Source organism: Streptomyces sp. NPDC090994, assembly GCF_044768905.1.
GTDB lineage: Bacteria > Actinomycetota > Actinomycetes > Streptomycetales > Streptomycetaceae > Streptomyces.
The window spans coordinates 214028-234798 of the sequence record NZ_JBIVWS010000010.1 but is presented as its reverse complement, the minus strand read 5'-3'; the positions used below and the strand labels follow the sequence as shown (position 1 = coordinate 234798).

21 protein-coding genes are annotated in these 20771 nt (G+C 70.2%); 14 read left to right on the top strand and 7 right to left on the bottom strand.

What is annotated here, in order from left to right; translation table 11 throughout:
* Nucleotides 1–74: 74 nt before the first annotated feature.
* Nucleotides 75–476 carry a winged helix-turn-helix transcriptional regulator gene (locus tag ACIQR3_RS22245; protein WP_403541475.1) on the top strand — a complete coding sequence of 134 codons (402 nt, stop codon included), beginning with the start codon at nt 75–77 and terminating at the stop codon, nt 474–476.
* Nucleotides 477–512: 36 nt separating this feature from the next.
* Here the strand turns inward: ACIQR3_RS22245 and ACIQR3_RS22240 are convergent, their stop codons facing one another.
* On the bottom strand, nt 513–1448 hold the full coding sequence (locus ACIQR3_RS22240) for a hypothetical protein (RefSeq protein ID WP_403541473.1): 936 nt from the start codon (nt 1446–1448) through the stop codon (nt 513–515).
* 214 nt (nt 1449–1662) lie between these two features.
* Between ACIQR3_RS22240 and ACIQR3_RS22235 the strand changes: the two genes are divergently transcribed.
* From ACIQR3_RS22235 to ACIQR3_RS22195, 9 genes are all read left to right on the top strand, one after another.
* Nucleotides 1663–2826, top strand: a complete 1164-nt coding sequence (locus tag ACIQR3_RS22235; protein ID WP_403541471.1) for a mandelate racemase/muconate lactonizing enzyme family protein — start codon at nt 1663–1665, stop codon at nt 2824–2826.
* A complete protein-coding gene (locus tag ACIQR3_RS22230; protein ID WP_403541469.1) occupies nt 2823–3827 on the top strand; it encodes a zinc-binding dehydrogenase in 1005 nt (334 codons plus the stop codon). Before ACIQR3_RS22235 ends, ACIQR3_RS22230 begins: the two co-directional genes overlap by 4 nt.
* Nucleotides 3828–3954: 127 nt before the next feature.
* A complete protein-coding gene (locus tag ACIQR3_RS22225; protein ID WP_215169402.1) occupies nt 3955–4923 on the top strand; it encodes a hypothetical protein in 969 nt (322 codons plus the stop codon).
* A gap of 96 nt (nt 4924–5019) precedes the next feature.
* Nucleotides 5020–6132, top strand: coding sequence for a multiple monosaccharide ABC transporter substrate-binding protein (chvE, locus tag ACIQR3_RS22220; protein WP_403541467.1), 1113 nt, complete (start codon nt 5020–5022; stop codon nt 6130–6132).
* Nucleotides 6133–6164: 32 nt separating this feature from the next.
* Nucleotides 6165–7715 (top strand): multiple monosaccharide ABC transporter ATP-binding protein, encoded by a 1551-nt coding sequence (mmsA, locus tag ACIQR3_RS22215; protein WP_403541466.1) that lies wholly within the window; start codon nt 6165–6167, stop codon nt 7713–7715.
* The gene (gene mmsB, locus ACIQR3_RS22210) at nt 7712–8956 is read left to right on the top strand and encodes a multiple monosaccharide ABC transporter permease (RefSeq protein ID WP_403541464.1); all 1245 of its coding nucleotides are present in this window, start codon (nt 7712–7714) and stop codon (nt 8954–8956) included. The genes mmsA and mmsB overlap by 4 nt, the downstream gene beginning before the upstream one ends.
* A 58-nt stretch (nt 8957–9014) precedes the next feature.
* Nucleotides 9015–10166 (top strand): aldose epimerase family protein, encoded by a 1152-nt coding sequence (locus tag ACIQR3_RS22205; protein ID WP_403541461.1) that lies wholly within the window; start codon nt 9015–9017, stop codon nt 10164–10166.
* Nucleotides 10167–10277: 111 nt separating this feature from the next.
* Entirely contained in the window at nt 10278–11807 is a 1530-nt protein-coding gene (locus ACIQR3_RS22200) for a pyridoxal phosphate-dependent aminotransferase (RefSeq protein ID WP_403541459.1), read from the top strand.
* A 171-nt stretch (nt 11808–11978) separates the two neighbouring features.
* On the top strand, nt 11979–12407 hold the full coding sequence (locus tag ACIQR3_RS22195; RefSeq protein ID WP_403541457.1) for a hypothetical protein: 429 nt from the start codon (nt 11979–11981) through the stop codon (nt 12405–12407).
* A 63-nt stretch (nt 12408–12470) separates the two neighbouring features.
* On the opposite strand, the gene ACIQR3_RS22190 is transcribed toward ACIQR3_RS22195, so the two are convergent.
* From ACIQR3_RS22190 to ACIQR3_RS22175, 4 genes are all read right to left on the bottom strand, one after another.
* Nucleotides 12471–13439 (bottom strand): arabinan endo-1,5-alpha-L-arabinosidase, encoded by a 969-nt coding sequence (locus ACIQR3_RS22190; RefSeq protein ID WP_403541454.1) that lies wholly within the window; start codon nt 13437–13439, stop codon nt 12471–12473.
* A 134-nt stretch (nt 13440–13573) separates the two neighbouring features.
* Nucleotides 13574–14986: a DUF3500 domain-containing protein gene (locus ACIQR3_RS22185; protein WP_403541453.1), complete on the bottom strand. Its 1413-nt coding sequence runs from the start codon at nt 14984–14986 to the stop codon at nt 13574–13576.
* A gap of 93 nt (nt 14987–15079) precedes the next feature.
* Nucleotides 15080–15433, bottom strand: coding sequence for a hypothetical protein (locus tag ACIQR3_RS22180; RefSeq protein WP_403541450.1), 354 nt, complete (start codon nt 15431–15433; stop codon nt 15080–15082).
* Nucleotides 15434–15617: 184 nt separating this feature from the next.
* Entirely contained in the window at nt 15618–16109 is a 492-nt protein-coding gene (locus tag ACIQR3_RS22175; protein ID WP_403541447.1) for an ATP-binding protein, read from the bottom strand.
* Between the two features lie 129 nt (nt 16110–16238).
* Between ACIQR3_RS22175 and ACIQR3_RS22170 the strand changes: the two genes are divergently transcribed.
* Both ACIQR3_RS22170 and ACIQR3_RS22165 read left to right on the top strand, forming a co-directional pair.
* The gene (locus ACIQR3_RS22170; protein WP_403541444.1) at nt 16239–17048 is read left to right on the top strand and encodes a Scr1 family TA system antitoxin-like transcriptional regulator; all 810 of its coding nucleotides are present in this window, start codon (nt 16239–16241) and stop codon (nt 17046–17048) included.
* Nucleotides 17045–17347, top strand: coding sequence for a DUF397 domain-containing protein (locus ACIQR3_RS22165; protein ID WP_403541442.1), 303 nt, complete (start codon nt 17045–17047; stop codon nt 17345–17347). Before ACIQR3_RS22170 ends, ACIQR3_RS22165 begins: the two co-directional genes overlap by 4 nt.
* Here the strand turns inward: ACIQR3_RS22165 and ACIQR3_RS22160 are convergent.
* Entirely contained in the window at nt 17336–17695 is a 360-nt protein-coding gene (locus ACIQR3_RS22160) for a MerR family transcriptional regulator (protein ID WP_403541439.1), read from the bottom strand. The two genes, ACIQR3_RS22165 and ACIQR3_RS22160, sit on opposite strands and share 12 nt — an antisense overlap.
* A 61-nt stretch (nt 17696–17756) precedes the next feature.
* On the opposite strand from ACIQR3_RS22160, the gene ACIQR3_RS22155 reads away from it, so the two are divergent.
* Nucleotides 17757–18887 carry an alkene reductase gene (locus tag ACIQR3_RS22155; protein WP_403541437.1) on the top strand — a complete coding sequence of 377 codons (1131 nt, stop codon included), beginning with the start codon at nt 17757–17759 and terminating at the stop codon, nt 18885–18887.
* Here ACIQR3_RS22155 and ACIQR3_RS22150 read toward each other — a convergent pair whose 3' ends face one another.
* The gene (locus ACIQR3_RS22150; protein WP_403541435.1) at nt 18888–19778 is read right to left on the bottom strand and encodes a GyrI-like domain-containing protein; all 891 of its coding nucleotides are present in this window, start codon (nt 19776–19778) and stop codon (nt 18888–18890) included.
* A 215-nt stretch (nt 19779–19993) separates the two neighbouring features.
* Here ACIQR3_RS22150 and ACIQR3_RS22145 point away from each other — a divergent pair, with 215 nt between their 5' ends.
* A complete protein-coding gene (locus ACIQR3_RS22145) occupies nt 19994–20767 on the top strand; it encodes an intradiol ring-cleavage dioxygenase (protein WP_403541432.1) in 774 nt (257 codons plus the stop codon).
* Nucleotides 20768–20771 lie beyond the last annotated feature (4 nt).

Here is a 20771-nt window from a genome sequence, read left to right as displayed (position 1 = left end):
GGTGACCTGGTCACCGTAAGGAACTAGCCTGGTGGGCCCAAGACGGCACTTCTGTTTCAGGTGGTGAGGTACGGGTGACCACGTCACGTCCCGGTGATCTGCTCGACCCGCGCTGTCCGACGCGGCAGTTGCTCGACCGCGTCGGCACCAAGTGGACGTCGATGGTGGTGAAGGTGCTGGCCGAGGAGGCGCCGGGCGAGATCCGGTTCGCGGAGTTGCGGCGCCGGGTCCCCGGCATCTCGCAGAAGATGCTGTCCACCACCCTGCGGAGCCTGGACCGCGACGGCCTGGTCGCCCGGCGCGTCGAGCCCACCGTGCCGCCCGCCGTCCACTACCGGCTCACCGAGCTGGGCCTCTCCCTCGAAGGGCCGCTGTCCGCCCTGCGGGTCTGGGCCGAGACGCACATGGCGGAGATCGACCGGAACAACCGGCTCGCCGACGCGCCGGTCAGAGTAGGCGCGCCGGTCAGCGAGTAGGCACGTCGGTTCGGGCGCGGGCGCGGGGGCCGCTCGTCACGAGCACCACCACAGCCACCGGTCGCACGTCTCCGACGCCGACGGCTCCGGGTCGGAGGTCGAGGGCTCGGGGTCGGGGTCGGAGGTTTCCGGGAGGGAAGGGGACTCGTCCGTCGGGGTGGTCGCCGCCGGGGGTGCCGAGGAGGCGCCCGGGGTGGTGGCGTGGGAGGTCGTCGGGTCCGTGTCCTCGTCGTCGTCCGGGGCGCCGGAGTCCGTCGCCTCCGTCGTGCCCGACGCGTCCGGGTCCGCCGACGCCGAGTCCGAGGCGTCCGGGGACGCCGTGCCCGTCGCGCCGGCGGAGGTCCCGTCGTCCACGGGGGCGGCCGTGGTTCCCGGCGCGGGGTCGTCCTCGTCCTCCCGGTCGGAGTCGGGGGCCCCTTCCCCGGACGTGGCCGGCTTCGAGGACGGGAAACCGGGGACGTCGGTGCCGAGTTCGGCCAGGCTCAGGCCGCCGGCGGCGAGTACGAACCCGGCGGTGATCATCAGCGTCCGGCGGCGGCGCCTGCGGTGGGCCGCCGCTTTGCGATCGCGGCGGCCGGACGGTCCGTCGCCCTCGCCGGCGCCGTCGGCGTCCTGGGCAGGACCGTCGGCGACAGGGCCGCCGCCCGCCGGGCCCCGCTCCCGGCTCCGCCGCCCGCCCTGCCGCTGCTCGCGCCTGCGGGCGGCGCGGCCTCCCGGAGCCGCTGCCCCGGCATCGGTGACGGCGTCGGCCGTGGATTCCCCCGCCGCCCCTGCGGTGACGTGCCGTCCGCCGTCTGGGGCTTCCGGCACCCGTCCGCCGTCCGGAGCTTCCGGCACCCGTCCGCCGTTCGCGGCTTCCGGCACCTCCAGGGTCTCCGTGGCCGGTATGCCCGCCGGGCCGGCCGGTGCGCCGCACCCCGGGCAGGCCAGGGCGCCGTTGAGGTGCCGTCGGCACGGCTCGCAGTAGTCCATGACGCGTGAAGGTTAAGTTCCGCGCCGACCGCCTTCCTAGTGCCGCCTGTGAAAGTTGTGTGGGAAACGGCCGCCCCGGCGGGTGACGAGGTTTCGAAAGCTCCCGAAACCGTTATGTGTCCGACCCATTGACACTCCCGCCACCCCGTCCTTACTGTCACGCCAGCATTTCGAACGAGTGACGAAATATCGAACGTAGCGGAGGGCAGCTGCCGTGCGCATCACCGGAATCAGCACGCACGTGGTCGGAACGCCGTGGCGCAACCTGACCTATGTCCAGGTGCACACCGACGAGGGCCTCACCGGAGTCGGCGAGACCCGGATGCTGGGCCACACCGACGCGCTCCTCGGCTACCTGAAGGAGGCCGAGGTCAACCACATTCTCGGCTCCGACCCGTTCGCTGTCGAGGACCTCGTCAAGCGCATGAAGTACGGCGACTACGGGCGCGCGGGCGAGATCGTGATGTCCGGGATCGCCGTCATCGAGATGGCCTGCTGGGACATCAAGGGCAAGGCGCTCGGCGTACCGGTGTGGCAGCTGCTGGGCGGCAAGGTCACCGACAAGGTGAAGGCGTACGCCAACGGGTGGTACACCACGGAGCGGACTCCCGAGGCGTACCACAAGGCAGCCCAGGGGGTCATGGAGCGCGGGTACCGGGCGCTGAAGATCGACCCGTTCGGGACCGGGCACTTCGAGCTGGACCACGAGCAGACGCTGTACGCCGTCTCGCTCATCGAGGCCGTGCGGGACGCCATCGGGCCCGAGGCCGAGCTGATGCTGGAGATGCACGGGCGGTTCTCCCCCTCCACCGCCGTACGGCTCGCCAAGGAACTGGCTCCCTTCAAGCCGGCCTGGCTGGAGGAGCCGGTGCCGCCGGAGAACCTGCGGGCGCTGAAGAAGGTCGCCGAGAAGGTGGACATCCCCGTCGCCACCGGTGAGCGCATCCACGACCGGATCGAGTTCCGGGAGCTGTTCGAGGACCAGTCCGTCGACATCATCCAGCCGGACGTCGGCCACATCGGCGGCATCTGGGAGACCCGCAAGCTCGCCGCGACCGCCGAGACGCACTACACGCTGGTCGCGCCGCACAACGTGGGCGGCTCCGTGCTCACCGCCGCCTCGCTCCAGGTCGGCTTCACCTCCCCCAACTTCAAGATCCTGGAGCACTTCAACGACTTCGCGGACGCGGAGATCAAGAAGGTGGTCAAGGGCGCTCCGCAGGTGGACCCGGAGGACGGGTGCTTCCACCTCTCCGACGCCCCCGGGCTCGGCGTGGAGCTGGACACCGACGCCGCCGCCGAGTTCCCGCAGCAGCAGGCCCGGTTCGACCTGTGGGCCGAGGGCTGGGAGCAGCGCAAGCCCAAGGGCACCCAGTGAGCACCGCCGTCGTCATCGAGGCGCCGGGCGCGCACCGGCTCGTCCCGCACGAGCCGCGCGACCCGGCCGCCGGGGAGGCGCTGGTACGGGTGCACGCCGCCGGTATCTGCGGCAGCGACCGTGAGGTGCACCAGGGCAACAGGCCGGAGGGGTACGTCCGTTACCCGCTGGTCCCCGGGCACGAGTGGTCGGGGACGGTGGAGGCGGTCGGGGCCGGGGTGCCGGTCTCGCTCGTCGGGCGGAAGGTGGTCGGCGAGGGGTTCCGCAACTGCCAGGTCTGCGACCGGTGCCACGCCGGTGAGACAACGTTGTGCACCGCCGGGTACGAGGAGACCGGGTTCACCCAGCCGGGCGCCATGGCCCCGACGCTGACGCTCCCGGCCCGGCTGCTGCACGTCCTGCCCGACGACGCCGACCTGTCGGCCGCCGCCCTGCTGGAGCCGGCCGCCTGTATCGCCGCCGCCGCGCTGAAGGCGAACGCCCGGCCGGGTGAGCGGGTCGCCGTCGTCGGCACGGGCACGCTCGGGATGTTCGCCGTGCAGTTCCTCGCCGCCGGCTCCCCCGCCGAGCTGCTGACCGTCGGTACGCGCGGCGACCGGGAGGCGCTGTCCCGGCAGTTCGGGGCGACCGACTTCCGCACCAAGGACCAGCCGCTCCCCGACGACTTCGACGTCGTCATCGAGACGGCGGGGTCAGCCGACGCCGCCCGTACCGCGGCGGCGCTGCTGCGGCGCGGCGGGCGGCTGGTGCTGACCGGCATCCCGGCGCCCGGCGCCACCGGCCTCGACCCCACCGACCTGGTCGTGCGGCAGCTGGAGGTGCACACCGTCTTCGGGGCGCCCCCGGACGCCTGGGCGCACACCGTCCGGGTGTTCGCCGCCGGGCTGCTCGACCCGCTGCCGCTGGTGACGCACGAACTGCCGCTCGCCGAGTTCCCGCACGCCATCGAGCTGGTGGGGTCCGGCGATCCGAAGGTCGGCAAGGTACTGCTGCGTCCCTGAGGCAGCTCCCAGCCGTACGCCGGTACGGGGGCGACCTGACGGCCTCCGTACCGGCGTACACCCATGCCCCGCCCGTCTGCCATGTGCCGCGAACCTTGTCCGGCATATCGAACACGAAGGACAGCTTGTGACCGACGCTTCCGCCACGGCGCCCCGCCGGCCCGGTGAGCAGGCGCTCACCGCCCTCGGCCTGGGCGCGCCCGCCCTCGACCCCGCCGACGCCTCGCCGCACACCTTCCCGGACGGCGGTCGCTGGCGCACCGAGATCCCGTCCTGCGAGGGTCCCGAGGCGCTGGCGGTGGTCCTGAAGGAGTCCTCCCGCCTCGACGTGCCGATCCACCGGATCAGCCAGGGCAGCGGGGTGTGGATGCTCTCCGACGCCGAGATCACCGAGATGGTCGAGGCCACCGCCGCCCGCGACATCGAACTGTGCCTGTTCACCGGTCCGCGCGGGACCTGGGACATCGGCGGCTCCACCCGGACCGACTCCGGCGGCGGCGGGCTGCGCGCACGCGGCCACGACGCGGTCGCCGGGTGCGTCGAAGACGCGGTGCGGGCCACGGAGCTGGGCGTCAAGTGCCTGCTCGTCGCCGACGAGGGCGTGCTGTGGACGCTGCACCGGGCGCGGGCCCAGGGGATCATCCCCGCCGACACCACCCTGAAGGTCTCGGCGCTCGTGGGCCCCGTCAACCCTGCCTCGTTCGCCGTCTACGAGCGGCTCGGCGCCGACTCCGTCAACGTGCCCAGCGACCTGACGCTGGACCACCTCACCGAGATCCGCCGGGTGTCGGCGGCGCCGATGGACATGTACATCGAGGCGCCGGACGACCTGGGCGGCTATGTACGGATGTACGAGGTGGCGGAGCTGATCCGGCGCGGCGCCCCGCTCTACCTGAAGTTCGGTCTGTCGAAGTCCCCCGGCATCTACCCGTACGGCCACCACCTGCGGGAACTGACGCTGGCCACCGCCAAGGAGCGGGTGCGGCGCGGGCGGCTCGCACTGGACCTGCTCGCGCGGCACGGTGCCGGCGGCGACATGGCCCCGCTCGGCACGCGGCTGCCCGGCTCGCTCAACCGGTTCGAGATCTCGTCATAACGTTCTGGAAACTCCCTTCTCAAAAGAAGACACGACCGCGCACAATCCGACACACCTCGTCTCGGTTCCTCCTCGCACACATCAAGGATGATGATCATGCGTAACCGCAGAGCCGCACTCGCCGCCATCGCCTCGGCCGCCTCCCTCGCCCTGACCCTGACCGCCTGCGGCCAGAACAGCGAGGGCGGCAGCGAGGAGGACAAGGGAAGCTCGGAGGGGGCGACCATCGGCATCGCGATGCCGACCAAGTCCTCCGAGCGGTGGATCGCCGACGGCGCCAACGTCGTCAAGGAGTTGGAGGCCAAGGGCTACGAGACCAAGCTGGTCTACGGGGAGGACGACCCCGACCAGCAGGTCTCGCAGATCGAGAACCTGATCACGCAGGGCGTGAAGGCGCTGATCATCGCGGCCATCGACAACAAGTCGATGAACAACGTGGTGCAGCAGGCCAAGGACGCCGACATCCCGGTGATCTCCTACGACCGCCTGATCCTGGGCACGGAGAACGTCGACTACTACGCCTCCTTCGACAACGAGAAGGTCGGCGAGCTGCAGGGCAACTACATCCTGGAGAAGCTCGGACTGAAGGACGGCAGCGAGAAGGGCCCCTTCAACATCGAGCTGTTCGCCGGCTCCAACGACGACAACAACACCCGCTACTTCTTCAACGGCGCGATGAGCGTCCTCAAGCCGTACATCGACAAGAAGCAGCTCGTCGTCCGCTCCGGGCAGACCGCCCTCAACCAGGTCACCACCCTGCGCTGGGACGGCGGCACCGCCCAGAAGCGCATGGACGACATCCTGACCTCGTCCTACAAGAGCGAGCGGGTCGACGCGGTCCTGTCGCCGTACGACGGCATCTCCATCGGCATCCTGTCCGCCCTCAAGTCGGACGACTACGGCTCCAAGAGCAAGCCGCTGCCGATCGTCACCGGCCAGGACGCCGAGCTGGCCTCGGTGAAGTCGATCATCGCCGACGAGCAGTCGATGAGCGTCTTCAAGGACCTGCGGGAGCTGGCGAAGGTGTCCGCCGACATGGTCGACGGCCTCCTCAACGACAAGGAGCCCGAGGTCAACGACACCAAGACGTACGACAACGGTGCCAAGGTCGTCCCGGCCTACCTCCTCGAGCCGGTCGCCGTCGACAAGGACAACTACCAGAAGGTCCTCGTCGACTCCGGCTACATCAAGGCGAGCGACCTCAAGTAACCGCCGGTACCGAGTGATTGGAAGGCACGACCATGGCGGGACCCGTCCTGGAAATGCGCTCGATCGTCAAGACCTTTCCCGGCGTCAAGGCGCTGTCGGACGTCACGCTGACCGTACGGCAGGGCGAGGTCCACGCCATCTGCGGGGAGAACGGCGCCGGCAAGTCGACGCTGATGAAAGTCCTCTCCGGAGTCCATCCGCACGGCACCTACGAGGGCGAGATCCTCTTCGAGGGGGAGACCTGCGCCTTCAAGGACATCCGGGCCAGTGAGCAGCGCGGCATCGTGATCATCCACCAGGAGCTGGCCCTGGTGCCCTATCTCCCCATCGCGGAGAACATCTTCCTCGGCAACGAGCACGCCGCCCGGGGCTTCATCAACTGGAACGACACCCTCAAGCACGCCACCGAGCTGCTGCGCCGGGTCGGTCTGGACGAGCACCCCGAGACCCGGGTCGCGGACATCGGTGTCGGCAAGCAGCAGCTCGTCGAGATCGCCAAGGCGCTGTCGAAGAAGGTGAAGCTGCTCATCCTCGACGAGCCGACGGCGGCCCTGAACGACGAGGACAGCGGCAAACTGCTCGACCTGATCCTCCAGTTGAAGGAACAGGGCATCACCTCGATCATCATCTCGCACAAGCTGAACGAGATCCGCCGGGTCGCCGACTCGGTGACCATCCTGCGGGACGGGCGGAGCATCGAGACGCTGGACGTGAAGGCCGAGGAGACCACCGAGGACCGGATCATCTCCGGGATGGTCGGCCGGGACCTGGAGCACCGCTTCCCCGAGCGCTCCCCGCACCAGCCGGAGGAGGGCCGGGCACCGGCCCTGGAGATCCGCAACTGGACCGTGCACCACCCCATCGACCAGCAGCGCAAGGTGGTCGACGACGTCTCGCTGAACGTACGGCGCGGCGAGATCGTCGGCATCGCGGGCCTGATGGGCGCCGGCCGCACCGAGCTGGCGATGAGCGTCTTCGGCCGCACCTACGGCCGGTACGCGGGCGGCACGGTACTGAAGGACGGCACGGAGATCCGTACCAAGACCGTCCCGGAGGCGGTCAAGCACGGCATCGCGTACGTCACCGAGGACCGCAAGCACTACGGGCTCAACCTCATCGACACCATCGGGCGCAACATCTCGCTCAGTGCCCTGGGCAAGGTCGCCAAGCGAGGGGTCGTCGACGAGCACGGCGAGCGTCAGGTCGCCGAGGGCTTCCGCAAGTCGATGAACATCAAGGCACCGACCGTGTTCGAGCCGGTGGGCAAGCTGTCCGGCGGCAACCAGCAGAAGGTCGTCCTCAGCAAGTGGATCTTCGCCGGTCCGGACGTGCTGATCCTGGACGAGCCGACGCGCGGCATCGACGTCGGCGCGAAGTACGAGATCTACACGGTCATCGACCAACTGGCCGCCGAGGGCAAGGCGGTCGTCTTCATCTCCTCCGAGCTGCCGGAGCTGCTCGGCATGTGCGACCGCATCTACACGATGGCCGCGGGGCGGCTGACCGGTGAGTTCTCGCGGGCCGAGGCCTCGCAGGAATCGCTGATGCGTCAGATGACGAAGGACAAAGAGGTAACCCGATGAGCACGGATGTGACCGCCAAGTCGCCGGCCCCCGCGCCGGCCGGGAAGGGCGGGCCGGCCGGCGGCGACGGCCTGCTCCAGCTGATGCTGGACGGGATGCGCCGCAACATGCGGCAGTACGGCATGCTGTTCGCCCTCGGCCTGATCGTGGTGCTGTTCGCGGTCTGGACCGGCGGTGACCTGCTGCTGCCGCGCAACGTCTCCAACCTGGTCCTGCAGAACAGCTACATCCTGATCCTCGCGATCGGCATGATGCTGGTGATCATCGCGGGCCACATCGACCTGTCGGTCGGCTCGCTGACGGCGTTCATCGGCTCGATGGCCGCCGTGTTCATGGTCAAACACGATCTGCCCTGGCCGCTCGCGCTGGTGCTGTGCCTGCTGATGGGCGCGGTCGCGGGCGCGGTGCAGGGCTTCTTCATCGCGTACGGCGGCATACCGTCGTTCATCGTGACCCTGGCCGGCATGCTGATCTTCCGCGGTCTGACGGAGATCTTCCTGGAGGGCCAGACCCTCGGCCCGTTCCCGGAGGGCCTGCAGAAGGTCGCCAACGGCTTCATGCCGGAGGTCGGTCCGGAGACCAACTACCACAACCTGACGTTGCTGCTCGGCATCGCGCTGATCGCGTTCGTGGTCTTCCAGGAGCTGCGGGACCGCAAGCGCCAGCAGGAGTTCGACCTGGACGTGCTGCCGGCCAAGCTGTTCGGCCTGAAGCTGGTGGCGCTGGGCGCCGCCATCCTCGTCGTCACCATGCTGCTCGCCTCCTACAAGGGCGCCCCGATCGTGCTGCTGATCCTGGGCGTGCTGCTGGTCGGCTTCGGCTATGTCATGCGCAACGCGATCATCGGCCGCCACATCTACGCCATCGGCGGCAACCTCCCGGCGGCGAAGCTGTCGGGTGTGCGGGACAAGAAGGTCACCTTCCTGGTCTTCGTGAACATGGGCATGCTCGCGGCCCTGGCGGGTCTGGTCTTCGCCGCCCGCTTCAACGCGGCCTCGCCCAAGGCGGGCCTCAACTTCGAGCTGGAGGCCATCGCCGCCTCGTTCATCGGCGGGGCGTCGATGAGCGGCGGCGTGGGCACGGTCCTCGGCGCGATCATCGGCGGTCTGGTCCTGGGCGTGCTGAACAACGGCATGAACCTCGTCGGCATCGGCACCGACTGGCAGCAGGTCATCAAGGGCCTGGTGCTGCTGGCGGCGGTCGGCTTCGACGTGTGGAACAAGCGCAAGGTGGGTTCGTAGGTCAGTTCCGGCCCCCCGCCCGCCCGGGCGGGGGGCCGATCCCTTTCAGGAGAGCCGCATGGAACTGAGCAGACGCACGGTCATCGCAGGCGCCGCCGCGGCGGGCGTCGCCGCCACCGCGATCGGCACCACGGCACACGCAGCAGGGGGAGGCAGGAAGCCGGTGAAGGAACTCTTCGGCAAGCTCGCCGACGGCACGAAGGTGTACCGCTGGTCGCTGGAGAACGGCGGCACCCGGATGAAGGTGCTGTCGTACGGCGGTGTGGTGCAGTCCCTGGAGATCCCCGACCGGCGCGGCCGGTACGCGAACGTCTCCCTGGGCTTCGACAACCTCGACGACTACGTGGCCCGCAGCCCGCACTTCGGCGCCCTGATCGGCCGCTACGGCAACCGCATCGCCAAGGGCCGTTTCACCCTGGACGGCACCACGTACCAGCTCTCCGTCAACGACGGCGAGAACTCCCTGCACGGCGGCGCCCTCGGCTTCGACTACCGGGTGTGGGACGTCGAGCCGTTCACCAAGGGCTCCGACGTCGGCCTGGTCCTGCACTACACCAGCGTCGACGGCGAGATGGGCTACCCCGGCACCCTCAAGGCCACGGTCACCTACACCCTCACCCGCTCCGGCGACTGGCGCATCGACTACGAGGCCACCACCGACAAGGCCACCGTCGTCAACCTCACCAGCCACGTCTACTGGAACCTGGCCGGCGAGGGCAGCGGCACCATCGAGGACCACGAGCTGTCCATCGCCGCGTCCCGCTTCACACCCACCGACGCGGGCCTGATCCCGACGGGCGAACTGGCCCCGACCGCCGCCACCCCCTTCGACTTCCGCCGCGCCAAGCCGATCGGCCGCGACATCCGCGCCGCCCACCCGCAGCTGGTCCTCGCCAAGGGCTTCGACCACAACTGGGTCCTCGACAAGGGCATCACCGCCCGCCCCGAGCAGATCGCCACCCTGCGCGACCCGTCCTCCGGCCGCACCCTGAGGATCGCCACCGACCAGCCCGGCCTCCAGTTCTACTCGGGCAACTTCCTCGACGGCACCCTCACCGGCACCGGCGGCCGGCTCTACCGGCAGGGCGACGCCCTGTGCCTGGAGACCCAGCACTACCCGGACTCCCCGAACCAGCCGTCGTTCCCGTCGACCGTGCTGCGCCCCGGCGAGACCTACCGGACGACGACCGTCCACTCGTTCGACTCCTGAGCCCCGGTCGTCACACTTCCCTCACATGAGGTGAACACCGGCCCGGGCGCCTCCGTACTCATGGGCGGCCCGCGCTCCCCCGCGCGGGCCGTTCCCGCTACGGAGGTTCCCTTGGCCGGCAACGTCACCTCGCTGTTCCGCTCCGCCTCGGCGCACAGCCCGTCGATGGCGGCGCTGACCCGGGAGACCGGCGACGGCGCGGGGCCCGTGGACTTCTGCATCCCCTGCAACCCGTACTTCCCGACGCCGGAGATGTTCCAGGAGATGGCGGGGCGGCTGCGGGACATCATCACGTACTACCCGAGCGGCGCCGACACCATCACCGCCGAGCTGTGCGGACTGCTGCAACTGCCCCCGCAGTGCGTGGCGATGGGCAACGGCTCCACCGAACTGATCACCTGGATCGACCACCTCCTCGTCCGCGAGTCCCTCGCCGTCCCCGTCCCCACCTTCGGCCGCTGGACCGACCAGCCGATGGAGACCGGCAAGCGGGTCGACATGTTCCCGCTCCAGGAGTCCAGCGGCTTCGCCCTGGACCTCGCGCAGTACGCCGAGTTCATCCGGGCCCGGGGCACCCGGGTCGCCGTCATCTGCAACCCCAACAACCCCGACGGGGGCTTCCTGCACAAGCACGCGCTCGTGCAGTTCATGGACGCGATGGCCGACCTGGACCTGGTGGTGATCGACGAGTCGTTCCTGGAGTTCGCCGACGCGGAGGCCGAGCCGAGCGTGGTCCAGGAGGCGATGCTCCGCCCCAACGTCATCGTCCTGCGCAGCCTCGGCAAGAACTTCGGCCTGCACGGCATCCGCTTCGGCTACCTGGTCGCCAACCCGGCCCTCGCGGGCAAGGTCGGCTCCATGCTGCCCAAGTGGAACCTCAACTCCTTTGCCGAGCACGTCGTCTTCATGCTGCGCGACCACGGCGCGGAGTACGCGCAGAGCCTGCACGAGGTGCGGCGCGACCGCCTGGAGATGTCCAGCCGGCTCTCCTCCCTCCCCGGCCTGACGGTCTACCCCTCCCAGGGCAACTTCCTCTTCGTCCGCCTCCCCGTCGGCGCCGAGGGCACCGTGGTCCGGGACCGGCTGCTGACCGAGCACCGGGTGCTGGTCCGCGAGTGCGGCAACAAGATCGGTTCCTCCAGCCGCTTCCTGCGGCTCGTGGTGCGCCCCCAGGTGGACGTACGCCGTCTGGTGTCCGGCCTGGAACAGGTGCTCTACGGGACCAGGAGGGGAGCCGCCGTGCCCGAGCAGGCCACGGGGAGCGGCTACAGCTCGGGCACGGCGGCGGTGGACCGGCTGATGGGCGAGACCAACGGCGGCGGAACGCGGGGGCTGGCCGCGCAGGCCGTCGCGGCCGCGATGCCGATGCCGGCGGCACCGCAGGAGATCCCGCAGCAGTTCCCGCCGCCGATGCCTCAGCCGGCACCCCAGCCGATGCCGATGCCGGCCCCGCAGCCGCAGATACCGGCAGCGGCGGCCGCGGCCGCGCCCGCCGGCCCCACCCCGCCCGGCGTTCCCGCGCGCGGCGGGCTCACCGCCGCCCAGGTACGGGGCACCGACGGTCTGGCGGCGGCCCCGGCGACGGGCTGGCCCGGGGCGCAGCGCTGGCCGGACGCGGCGGGCGTGGGCCGGACGGGGTGACACCCGTTGCCCGCTCCGGCGCGCGGACGGGCCGGTGATCCGCCGGCCACCGCCCAAGTGCCGCCGCACGCCCCGGACTTGCCGCCACGAAGCGCATTCGCCCGACCCCGGAGGGTAGCGATGGGGGTGGCCCCCGCCGACGCGGGGGGCACCTGCACCGAAGGGAACGACATGGCAGCCATCGAGCGGATCGACGTACGGATCGTCACGGCGAGCAACAGCCCGTCAGGAGTGCGGGGCTGGGTCTACGTCAACGTCGCCGGCCGGGAGTTCGCCCTGGACTCCAGCCGCGACGAGTGGGAGCCCGGCACCGACGTCACCTATGTGCTGGGGGACGGCGCCAACATCTACGAGCCCGAGCGCAACGATCCCCGCGATCCCCAACTGGACACCGACGACCTGGACCGCTACCCGGTCTACCTGCGCTACGCGCCGCCGTCGGACAAGCCGGACGAGACGTGGCGCCTGGAGCGGGTCATCGTCACGGTCAACCCCGGCGGCGACCTCCCGGCCCGCTACGACAACCTGCGGCTGGCCGGCAATCCCGCGATCTGGCTCGGCCGGAACAGCGGCCAGGTGGTGAACCTGCGGCGCGTGTGACCGGCCGCCCTGCCGCGCGGACCCCGCCGCCCTGCCCGGCCGGCGGGGTCCGCGCGGTGCCGGTCAGTAGGCGACGGGCCAGCCGGTGCTCCAGTTCAGCAGGTTGATGCCGAGCTTCGGGGTGCCGCCGTCGTTGCCGTCGTAGTAGTGGTAGACGATCAGGTCACCGTCGGAGTCGTTCATGATCGACTGCCCGCCGGGACCGATGACGCTGCCGTGCGACTCCAGCACCGGCGTGCCTCCGTTGTTCATCATCGACACCCCGTTCTTGTCGTAGTAGGGCCCGGTGACGGAGGTGGCCCGCCCCACCTTGACCTTGTACGTGGAGCTGGTGCCGGCGCAGCAGGTGTCGTACGAGGCGAAGAGGTAGTAGTACCCGTTCCGCTTGACGATGTACGGCGCCTCGACGGCCTTGGTCCCGGTCGGGCGGGAGGCCAGCGAGTACCGGGTGGTGTTGCTCGACAGCTGCTTCCCGGTGGACGGGTTGATCTGGATCATCTTGATCCCGGTCCACCAACTGCCGAACGACAGCCACCACTTGCCGTCGTCGTCGACGAAGAGGTTCGGGTCGATGGCGTTGTAGTCGCTGGAGCCGTTCGACGTGTAGACGATGCCGTAGTCGGTCCAGCTGCCCGGCTGTCCGGTGGTCGAGCCCGCCAGCCCGATGGCGGAGGTGTTCACGCCGAACGACGAGACGGAGTAGTACATCAGGTACTTCCCGCCGTGGTACGAGATGTCCGGCGCCCAGGACTCCGGGACCGAGGAGTACGTCGACCACCAGCTCGGCTTGGACGAGAACGCGTCGGCGCCCGCGCTGAAGGCGGTGCGGTCGGTGGAGCTCTTGCTGGAGATGCCGCCGCCGGTGGCGTAGAGCAGGTACTGCCCGGACGAGGTGCGGATCATCGTCGGGTCGTGGGTGACGACGGAGCCGGTGACGTAACCGGGGTTCGGGTACGCCGACGCCGTACCCGGCACGAGGGCGAGCAGGGCGGCGACGGGGAGGGCGAGGAGAGCGGTGCGCTTGCGGCTCATACGGGTTCTCCTTGCGGAAGGGGGATGTTCGACCTACCGAACAGCGATCGCAAGTTCGAACGGACCGTAGAATCGAACCCCTTGCGCGTCAATGGTTCGCGCAGACACTCGCCCTCCCCACCCACCCCGAGCGGTCAGTGGTCCGTCTCCAGGTGCAGCTTGAGGAGGTCCACGCCGTAGTCGTTGCCGTTGGGGGTGCGGATCATGGTGTGGATGTGCTCCTGGGTGGGGGTACCGCCGCCCATGCCCATGCCGCCGCCACCGCCGGGCCCGCCGCTCGGCATACCGGACGGCTGACCACTGGGCATCCCGGACGGCTGCCCGCTCGGCATACCGGACGGCTGCCCGCTCGGCATACCGCCGCCCCCCGCCGAGTCGGTGCCGTAGAACAGCGGCGACTGGGCGTCGTACTCGATGAGGACGACCGGGCTGTGCACGCGGTAGTAGAACGCGGAGGAATCCTTGGTCTCGCCGAGCCAGTAGAAGTAGGTCTCGTCGATGTGCTCCTCCACCTCCTTCATCTTCACCGCGGCGTGCCCGTCGTCCATGTAGCCGACGTAGACGCCGACCAGGTCGAGCAGCTTCTGCTTCTGCGCGTCGGTCATCTCGGAGCCGGGCAGCCCCGCGTAGGGCAGCTCCAGGTTGTCCGCGCCCGCGCCCGCGATCATGTCGGTGCCGCTCTTCTCCTTGCTGGAGTCGATGACCTCGGCCCGCTGGGCCGACGTCAGCGAGCGGATCATCGCGAGACCGGCCTTGGTCTCCGACTTGAACAGGGAGATCTTCTCGCCCTTGTACGTCTTCTCGGTCGGCTCCGAGCCCATGAAGGTCGGGGTCATGACGACCTGGTCACCGAGGACGAAGTAGTTGATGGCCACATGGTGGCCCTCGAACTGGAAACCCCACGGCTTGGTGGTCGAGGGGGTGCCCATGAAGGTGAAGAAGTAGGCGCCCTCCTCCAGGGTCTCCCGGTTGCCGCCGTTGTACTCACCGAGGAAGCCGTTGAGCTTCATGATGCCGCGGGTCTGCTTGAGCCCGTCGGCGGAGAGGGCCGCGCCCAGCAGGGCGTAACCGAGTTTCTGCTGCGCCTCGGTCAGGTCGCCCATCCGGGCGCCCTCGCGCTCGTAGCCGTCGACGTTGCTCCAGGCCAGCCACTCGTCGTCGTCCACCTCGAAGACGGATGCCTTGCGCTCCTTGGCGGTCAGCCCGTCCAGGAACTTCTGCGCGGCCTGGACCACCTTGTCGGTGGAGACGTCGGTGGAGTGGATCGAGTACAGGTCGTCGACGACCTTGCCGTCGGTGGTGACACCGACGAAATCGGCGTACTTCACCGCCGTGACACCCGGTCCCATGCCGCCGGTGTCACCGCCGGGGCCGCCGCTCGGCGCCCCGCTGGAGGCGGCGTCCGACGTACCGGAGGAGTCGGTGGAGCAGCCGGCCACGCCGGTCATGGTCGCCACGGCCGCGGCGCCGCCGAGCAGCAGCGACCGGTTCATGAACCAGCGGCGGGTGCGCTCGGTCTGGGGGGTGCGTGGTCTGTGTGCGTGCATGGGGGCCACATTCCCCGACGGACCTTATTTTTCCGTGAGTTGTTCCTGTGCGAGACCCATGAAGGCGCCGGTTGTCATGTCACCGGCACCGCGCTACTGGGCTTCCAGCAGCCAGCCCACGGGGTTGTCGTCCTGCCGGTCCGAGGCGGACTTCATCGCGCGGCCCAGGCTGATCTTCTCGGTACCGTCGGTCACCTCGAACCCGACCCGGGGACCCGACCCCTGCACGTCGAAGGTCTTCGAGCTCCAACTGCCGCTCCGGAAGACGGAGACGCGGATGCGGGAGTCGCCGAAGTCGGAGGCGAGGGAGAACCAGAGTCCCTTCCAGCCGTACCCGCCGTGCGGCGGCGGCACCGGCACGACGACGGCGTCCTTGTAGTGGATGATCTTTCCGGTCTCGTCGGCGATGAACCCGTGGGGAACGCTGCCGGTCTGGAACGAGGGCACGGCGCCACTCCTCTCCTCGGGGGAAACCCCGCTTGAGCTGTGCGGCCATGGTCAGGCGCCGGTTCCGCCCCCGGCCAGCTCCGGCCAGCGCTTCCGCCCTGTTCCCGGACAAGGTCTCCCCACCCGGTTTGATCCCCGGGGGGCCCGCCGCACGGGGTACGGGCGCGGCCGGTGACACGTCCGCTCACCGATGGGGAGGTCGAGGTCCAGGTGACGGCGCTCGGCCTGGCCGGTTCTCGCCGCTCACACGAGTGATGTCCGCGCGAACCGTCTTGACGGGCGGATCCCCGTCCAGCACCTCCCAGTGGTCCGCCAGCGCCTCGACCAGCACCAGCCCCCTGCCGTGCTCGTCGAGCGGCCCGACTGGGCGTACGGCCGGGCGCGGCGGGCCGGTGTGCGTGTCCGCCACCTCGATCCGGAGGCCCTCCGGGCGGAGGGTGAGACGCAGTTCGAAGTCCCGGCCGGGAACCCGGCCGTGGGTCACGGCGTTGGCGGCCAGCTCCGCGACGATCACGGCGGCCCGCTCGGAGACGTCCGAGCCGTAGGGGATGCCCCACTCCTCCAACTGGTTCTCCGCCAGCCGCCGCGCGAGGCGGGCGCCGCGCGGGGTGGCACTGAGACGCTGAGCGAACACACGTACGGTGACGACGCCCTGCCGGGCGGGTGGTGCGGTCATGCGCCCAATCTGACGCCCTTGCGCCCGCTTCACCAGGGCGGCAGTGCGTACTCCGCGCGAGAGTACGCGGTGACTGACTGGACAGTACTCGTCACGTGCCGTGACCATGGGTGCGGGAGGTGGCCGACTGTGGTCGATGAGTCTTCGGACAGTCTGCGGACGTTCGGTGCGGTGGTCCAGGCGTTGCGCGAGCACGTGGGGTTGAGCCGGGAGCAGTTCGCGGAGCTGGTGCGGTTCTCCAAGCACACGGTGGCTTCGGTGGAGTTGGGGAGGCGGATGCCCGACGTCGACTTCGTCGAGCGGGGCGAGGTGGCCACGGGCAACACGGGCGCGCTGCGGAAGGCGGCGGTGCATCTGGTGCGGCAACCGGGGTTGGCGGCGTGGTTCCGGCGGTGGGCACAGTTGGAGCGGATGGCCATCGCCTTGTACACGTACGAGTGCCGGATGATTCCCGGCTTGTTGCAGACCGAGGCCTATGTACGCGCTCTGTCCGCAGCTGCGGTGCCGCCGCTGAGCGACGACGAGATCACGGAACGGTGGATCGCGCGAGCAGAGAGGCAGAAACTGCTGAGAGAGCGTCCGAACACCACGTTCAGCTTCATCCTGGAAGAGCAGGTGTTCCTGCGGCGTACGGGCGGAGCCGAAGTGATGCGGGAACAGATCGACCACGTGCTGGAAATTGCTGAGCTACGCAATGTCCAAATTCAGCTTATGCCCCTGGTGCAGGAGAAACACGCCGGGTTGCAGGGCCCTATCCATCTGCTGGAGACACCCGAGAACCAGTGGCTCGCCTACAACGAGGGGCAGAAGAGCGGACAGCTGATCACGGACCGAAAAGTAGTCAGCGTGTTGCTGAAGCGGTATGCCAGTATGCGCTCACAGGCTCTCACCGTCCCGGACTCCGCGAGCCTGTTGCGGCGGATGCGAGGAAATCTATGACTACCGACCGACTGAACTGGTTCAAGTCCAGCTACAGCAGCAGCAGCGACGGCGACTGCGTAGAGGTCGCCCTCACCTGGCACAAGTCCAGCCACAGCAGCGGCGGCGACGGTGACTGCGTCGAAGTCGCCCGCGCCTGGCGCAAGTCCAGCCACAGCAGCGCTTCCGGCGACGACTGCGTAGAGATATCCACCACCCCCCACACCGTCCACGTCCGCGACTCCAAGGACAAGACCGGCCCCCGCCTCGCCCTCTCCCCCGCCGCCTGGGACGGTTTCCTCACGCGCCTACGAGGCTGACGCCGCCTCGATCACGGCGTCCAGCAGCGCACGCGACCGGCGCAGGTCGTCGATCATCCGGTCGATTCGGGCCCGTTCCGCCATCAGTTCCTCGACGAGGCGCGCGTCGGCGGTGCGGGAGGGGCCGCCGTCGCTGTCGCGCATGCACGGCAGCAGCTCGGCGATCTTCGAGCTGCACAGCCCGGCCGCGTACAACTCCTGGATACGCCGCACCCGTTCCACCGCGGCCTCCGTGAACTCGCGGTGCCCGCCGGGAGTGCGCGAGGCCCACAGCAGGCCCTCCTGCTCGTAGTACCGCAGGGACCGCTCACTGACACCCGTACGGCGGGCCAGCTCACCGATGCGCATGACGCACGTCACACCTTTCCGCCTTGAATCTGACAGTCATGTCAAGTTCTAGCGTAAGCGCATGACCTACGGACCGACCACCTCCCCGCTCCTCGACCCGGCCCGCCTCGGCAGCCACCGGCTGGCGAACCGCCTGGTCATCGCCCCCATGACCCGTAACCGTGCGGAGCCCGACGGCACGCCCACGCCACTGATGGCCGAGTACTACGCGCAGCGCGCCACCGCCGGGATGATCATCGCGGAGGCGTCCACGCCGAACGCGGAGGGGCAGACCTACCCGAACATCACCGCCCTGCACACCGACCGCCACGAGGCCGGCTGGCGGCGGGTCGTCGAGGCCGTCCGGGCGGCCGGAGGCGGACCCGTGTTCGTCCAGCTCCAGCACGGCGGCCGGGTGGGCCACCCCGACACGAGCGGCCTGACCCCGGTCGCCCCCTCCCCCGTACCGCTGCCCGGGACGATCCACACGCCCGGCGGCCCCCGGCCGAGCGTCACGCCGCGGGAGATGACCGCCGACGACATCCGGCGGACGGTCCGCGACTTCGCCTCCGCCGCCCGCCGCGCGGTCGACGCGGGCTTCGCCGGCGTCGAGGTGCACAGCGCCAACGGCCACCTGCTGCACCAGTTCCTGGCGTCCGGCACCAACCGGCGGACCGACGGCTACGGCGGTGGCGTCGACGGCCGCGTCCGGTTCGCCACGGAGGTCGTCGCCGCCGTGGCCGAGGCGATCGGGCCCGAGCGGACCGGGCTGCGCGTCTCCCCCGGCAACACGGTCAACGGCATCGCCGAGACCGACACCGAGACGCTCTACCCGGCCCTGCTGGCGGCCGTCTCCGGACAGGGGCTCGCCTATCTGCACCTCGCCTACGCCGATCCGGACCGGCCGCTGTTCCACCGGCTGCGCGAACTGTGGACCGGCACGCTCATCGCCAACCCCGTCCTGCCCGCCGACCGCCTCCCCGCCGACGGCGGCCGGGCGGCCGGGGAACGCCTCCTCGCGGCCGGGGCCGACCTCGTGGCGCTCGGCCGGCCCTTCCTGGCCAACCCCGACCTGGTCGCCCGTATCCGCGCCGGGGCACCCGTCAACGACGTACGGGCGAAGTACTTCATGTACACCGGCGGACCCGTCGGGTACACGGACTACCCCACCTACCGGGCGGAGCCCGTCGGCGGCGCGGGCGGCGGGCGTTGATCAGCCCCGGTCCGGTTCCGGAGCGGCCGGTTCCACCGGCAGCCACAGTTCACACGTCGCCGTACTGAAATCCTCCGCGCGGTCGAGGACCGCGACGATCGACGGGCCCGGCCGCAGGCGCCACGGGTTGGACGGGAACCACTCGGCCGCGGTCGCCGCCCACGTCGTCTGGAGGGTCTCCGGGTACGGCCCGGCGCTGCGGAAGACCGCCCACCGCCCGGCCGGCACCTCGATGGCGTCGAGGTCGTCGGGGACCGGGGTGTCCCCGGTGACGGCGACCCCGTGGAGGTAGGTCAGTTCAGTGCCCTCCGGCGCGTCCGGGGCGAGGTCGTCGCTGACCTGGAGCAGGCCGGCCGGGTCGGTGTCGGAAAGGGTCTTCAGCCGCTCGTGCTCCTGCCGCGGCAGCGCGGCGACGTGCCGCTGGATGTGCGGGTTGACGCCCCGGTGGACGAGCGGGACCCGCGCCGCGTGGCCGATCAGGCGGAACGCGGGGCGGTCGGCGATACGGGTGTCCATGGAGATGCTCCCTTCTACGGTCAGGCGGAACCTGAGCCGGGGTTGTGTGCGCAGTGGGCCTCCGTCACGGCGTACCTCGCGGGGCGCGGCGCCGTGGACCGCGCGGAACGCGCGTCCGAACGCCTCCGTGGAGCCGTAGCCGTGCCGGACGGCGATGCTCAGCAGGTCGTCCTCGCCCCGGACCACGTCGGCGGCGGCCACGGTCATGCGGCGCCGCCGCACGTACTCCGACAGGGGCAGGCCGGCCAGGGACGAGAACATCCGGCGCAGGTGGTATTCGGTCGTACCGAGCCCCGTGGCCAGTGCGTGCATGTCGACGTCCTCGGCCAGGTGTTCCTCGACGAGGTCGACCAGTTCGTTCAGCGCTGAGATCACCGTGCCTCCTTCCGGTGACCACCGTCGCAGAACGCGGCACCGTCCGGCCCGACCGCGGCGGACCGGTCCGGTCGGGTCAGGTCAGGTCAGGTCCCGTCGGCGGCGCCCGAGCCGGACGGCGAGGTTCCGGGCATGACCGGTACGGGACTTGACGCTTCGTCACTTTGCCGAATTCACAGCGCTCTGCCAGGTGATCTCCCTACGGTGCCGTGTTCATGACAGACAACACCGACCCCCACACCCCCCACATCCGCCGCCGCACCGTCCTGCTCGGTACCGGCGCCACGGCCGCCGCGCTCACCGTCGGCGCCGTGTCGGCCAAGGACGCCGTGACGGCCGAGGGCGCGGAGACCGACCGCACCGCTCCCGTCGCCGCCGCGGCCGTCTGCACCCTCACCAAGGAGCTGACCGAGGGCCCGTACTACCTCGACGGCGCGCTCGTCCGCGCCGACCTCACCGAGGACAAACCGGGCGTGCCGCTGGAGCTGGTCCTGACCGTCGTCGACGACGCCACCTGCGCCCCGCTGAACGAGGCCCTCGTGGAGCTGTGGCACTGCGACGCGCTCGGCGAGTACTCCGGCTTCGTCGGCAACAACGGGCACCAGGAGCCGGACAACGGCACGTTCCTGCGCGGCGGCATCCTCACCGGCAGCGACGGTGTCGCCCGCATCAGCACCATCTATCCCGGCTGGTACCGCGGCCGGTGCGTGCACATCCACGTCAAGGTCCACACGGACGTCACCCTGACCTCGGACGGCTCGTTCAGCGGCGGTGAGGAGCTGCACACCGGCCAGCTCTTCATCGACGAGGCGATCACCACCGCGGTCGCCCGCGTCTCCCCGTACTCGACCAACACCGTGCCGCGCACCACGCTCGCGCAGGACGGCATCTACGGGAACGGGGGCGCCGCGGCCGGCCTGATGACCGTCACCGGTTCGGCCGCGGCCGGCTACACCGGCAGCCTGACCCTGGGCGTCGACCAGGGCTGAGGGG

Bases quoted from the DNA above. Each gene is read 5' to 3' on its own strand.
- chvE (WP_403541467.1), top strand. From the start codon at position 5,020: ATGCGTAACCGCAGAGCCGCACTCGCCGCCATCGCCTCGGCCGCCTCC.
- ACIQR3_RS22195 (WP_403541457.1), top strand. From the start codon at position 11,979: ATGGCAGCCATCGAGCGGATCGACGTACGGATCGTCACGGCGAGCAAC.
- ACIQR3_RS22190 (WP_403541454.1), bottom strand. From the start codon at position 13,439: ATGAGCCGCAAGCGCACCGCTCTCCTCGCCCTCCCCGTCGCCGCCCTG.
- ACIQR3_RS22205 (WP_403541461.1), top strand. From the start codon at position 9,015: ATGGAACTGAGCAGACGCACGGTCATCGCAGGCGCCGCCGCGGCGGGC.
- ACIQR3_RS22160 (WP_403541439.1), bottom strand. From the start codon at position 17,695: ATGCGCATCGGTGAGCTGGCCCGCCGTACGGGTGTCAGTGAGCGGTCC.
- ACIQR3_RS22165 (WP_403541442.1), top strand. From the start codon at position 17,045: ATGACTACCGACCGACTGAACTGGTTCAAGTCCAGCTACAGCAGCAGC.
- ACIQR3_RS22175 (WP_403541447.1), bottom strand. From the start codon at position 16,109: ATGACCGCACCACCCGCCCGGCAGGGCGTCGTCACCGTACGTGTGTTC.
- ACIQR3_RS22240 (WP_403541473.1), bottom strand. From the start codon at position 1,448: ATGGACTACTGCGAGCCGTGCCGACGGCACCTCAACGGCGCCCTGGCC.
- ACIQR3_RS22185 (WP_403541453.1), bottom strand. From the start codon at position 14,986: ATGCACGCACACAGACCACGCACCCCCCAGACCGAGCGCACCCGCCGC.
- ACIQR3_RS22145 (WP_403541432.1), top strand. From the start codon at position 19,994: ATGACAGACAACACCGACCCCCACACCCCCCACATCCGCCGCCGCACC.
- ACIQR3_RS22155 (WP_403541437.1), top strand. From the start codon at position 17,757: ATGACCTACGGACCGACCACCTCCCCGCTCCTCGACCCGGCCCGCCTC.
- mmsA (WP_403541466.1), top strand. From the start codon at position 6,165: ATGGCGGGACCCGTCCTGGAAATGCGCTCGATCGTCAAGACCTTTCCC.
- mmsB (WP_403541464.1), top strand. From the start codon at position 7,712: ATGAGCACGGATGTGACCGCCAAGTCGCCGGCCCCCGCGCCGGCCGGG.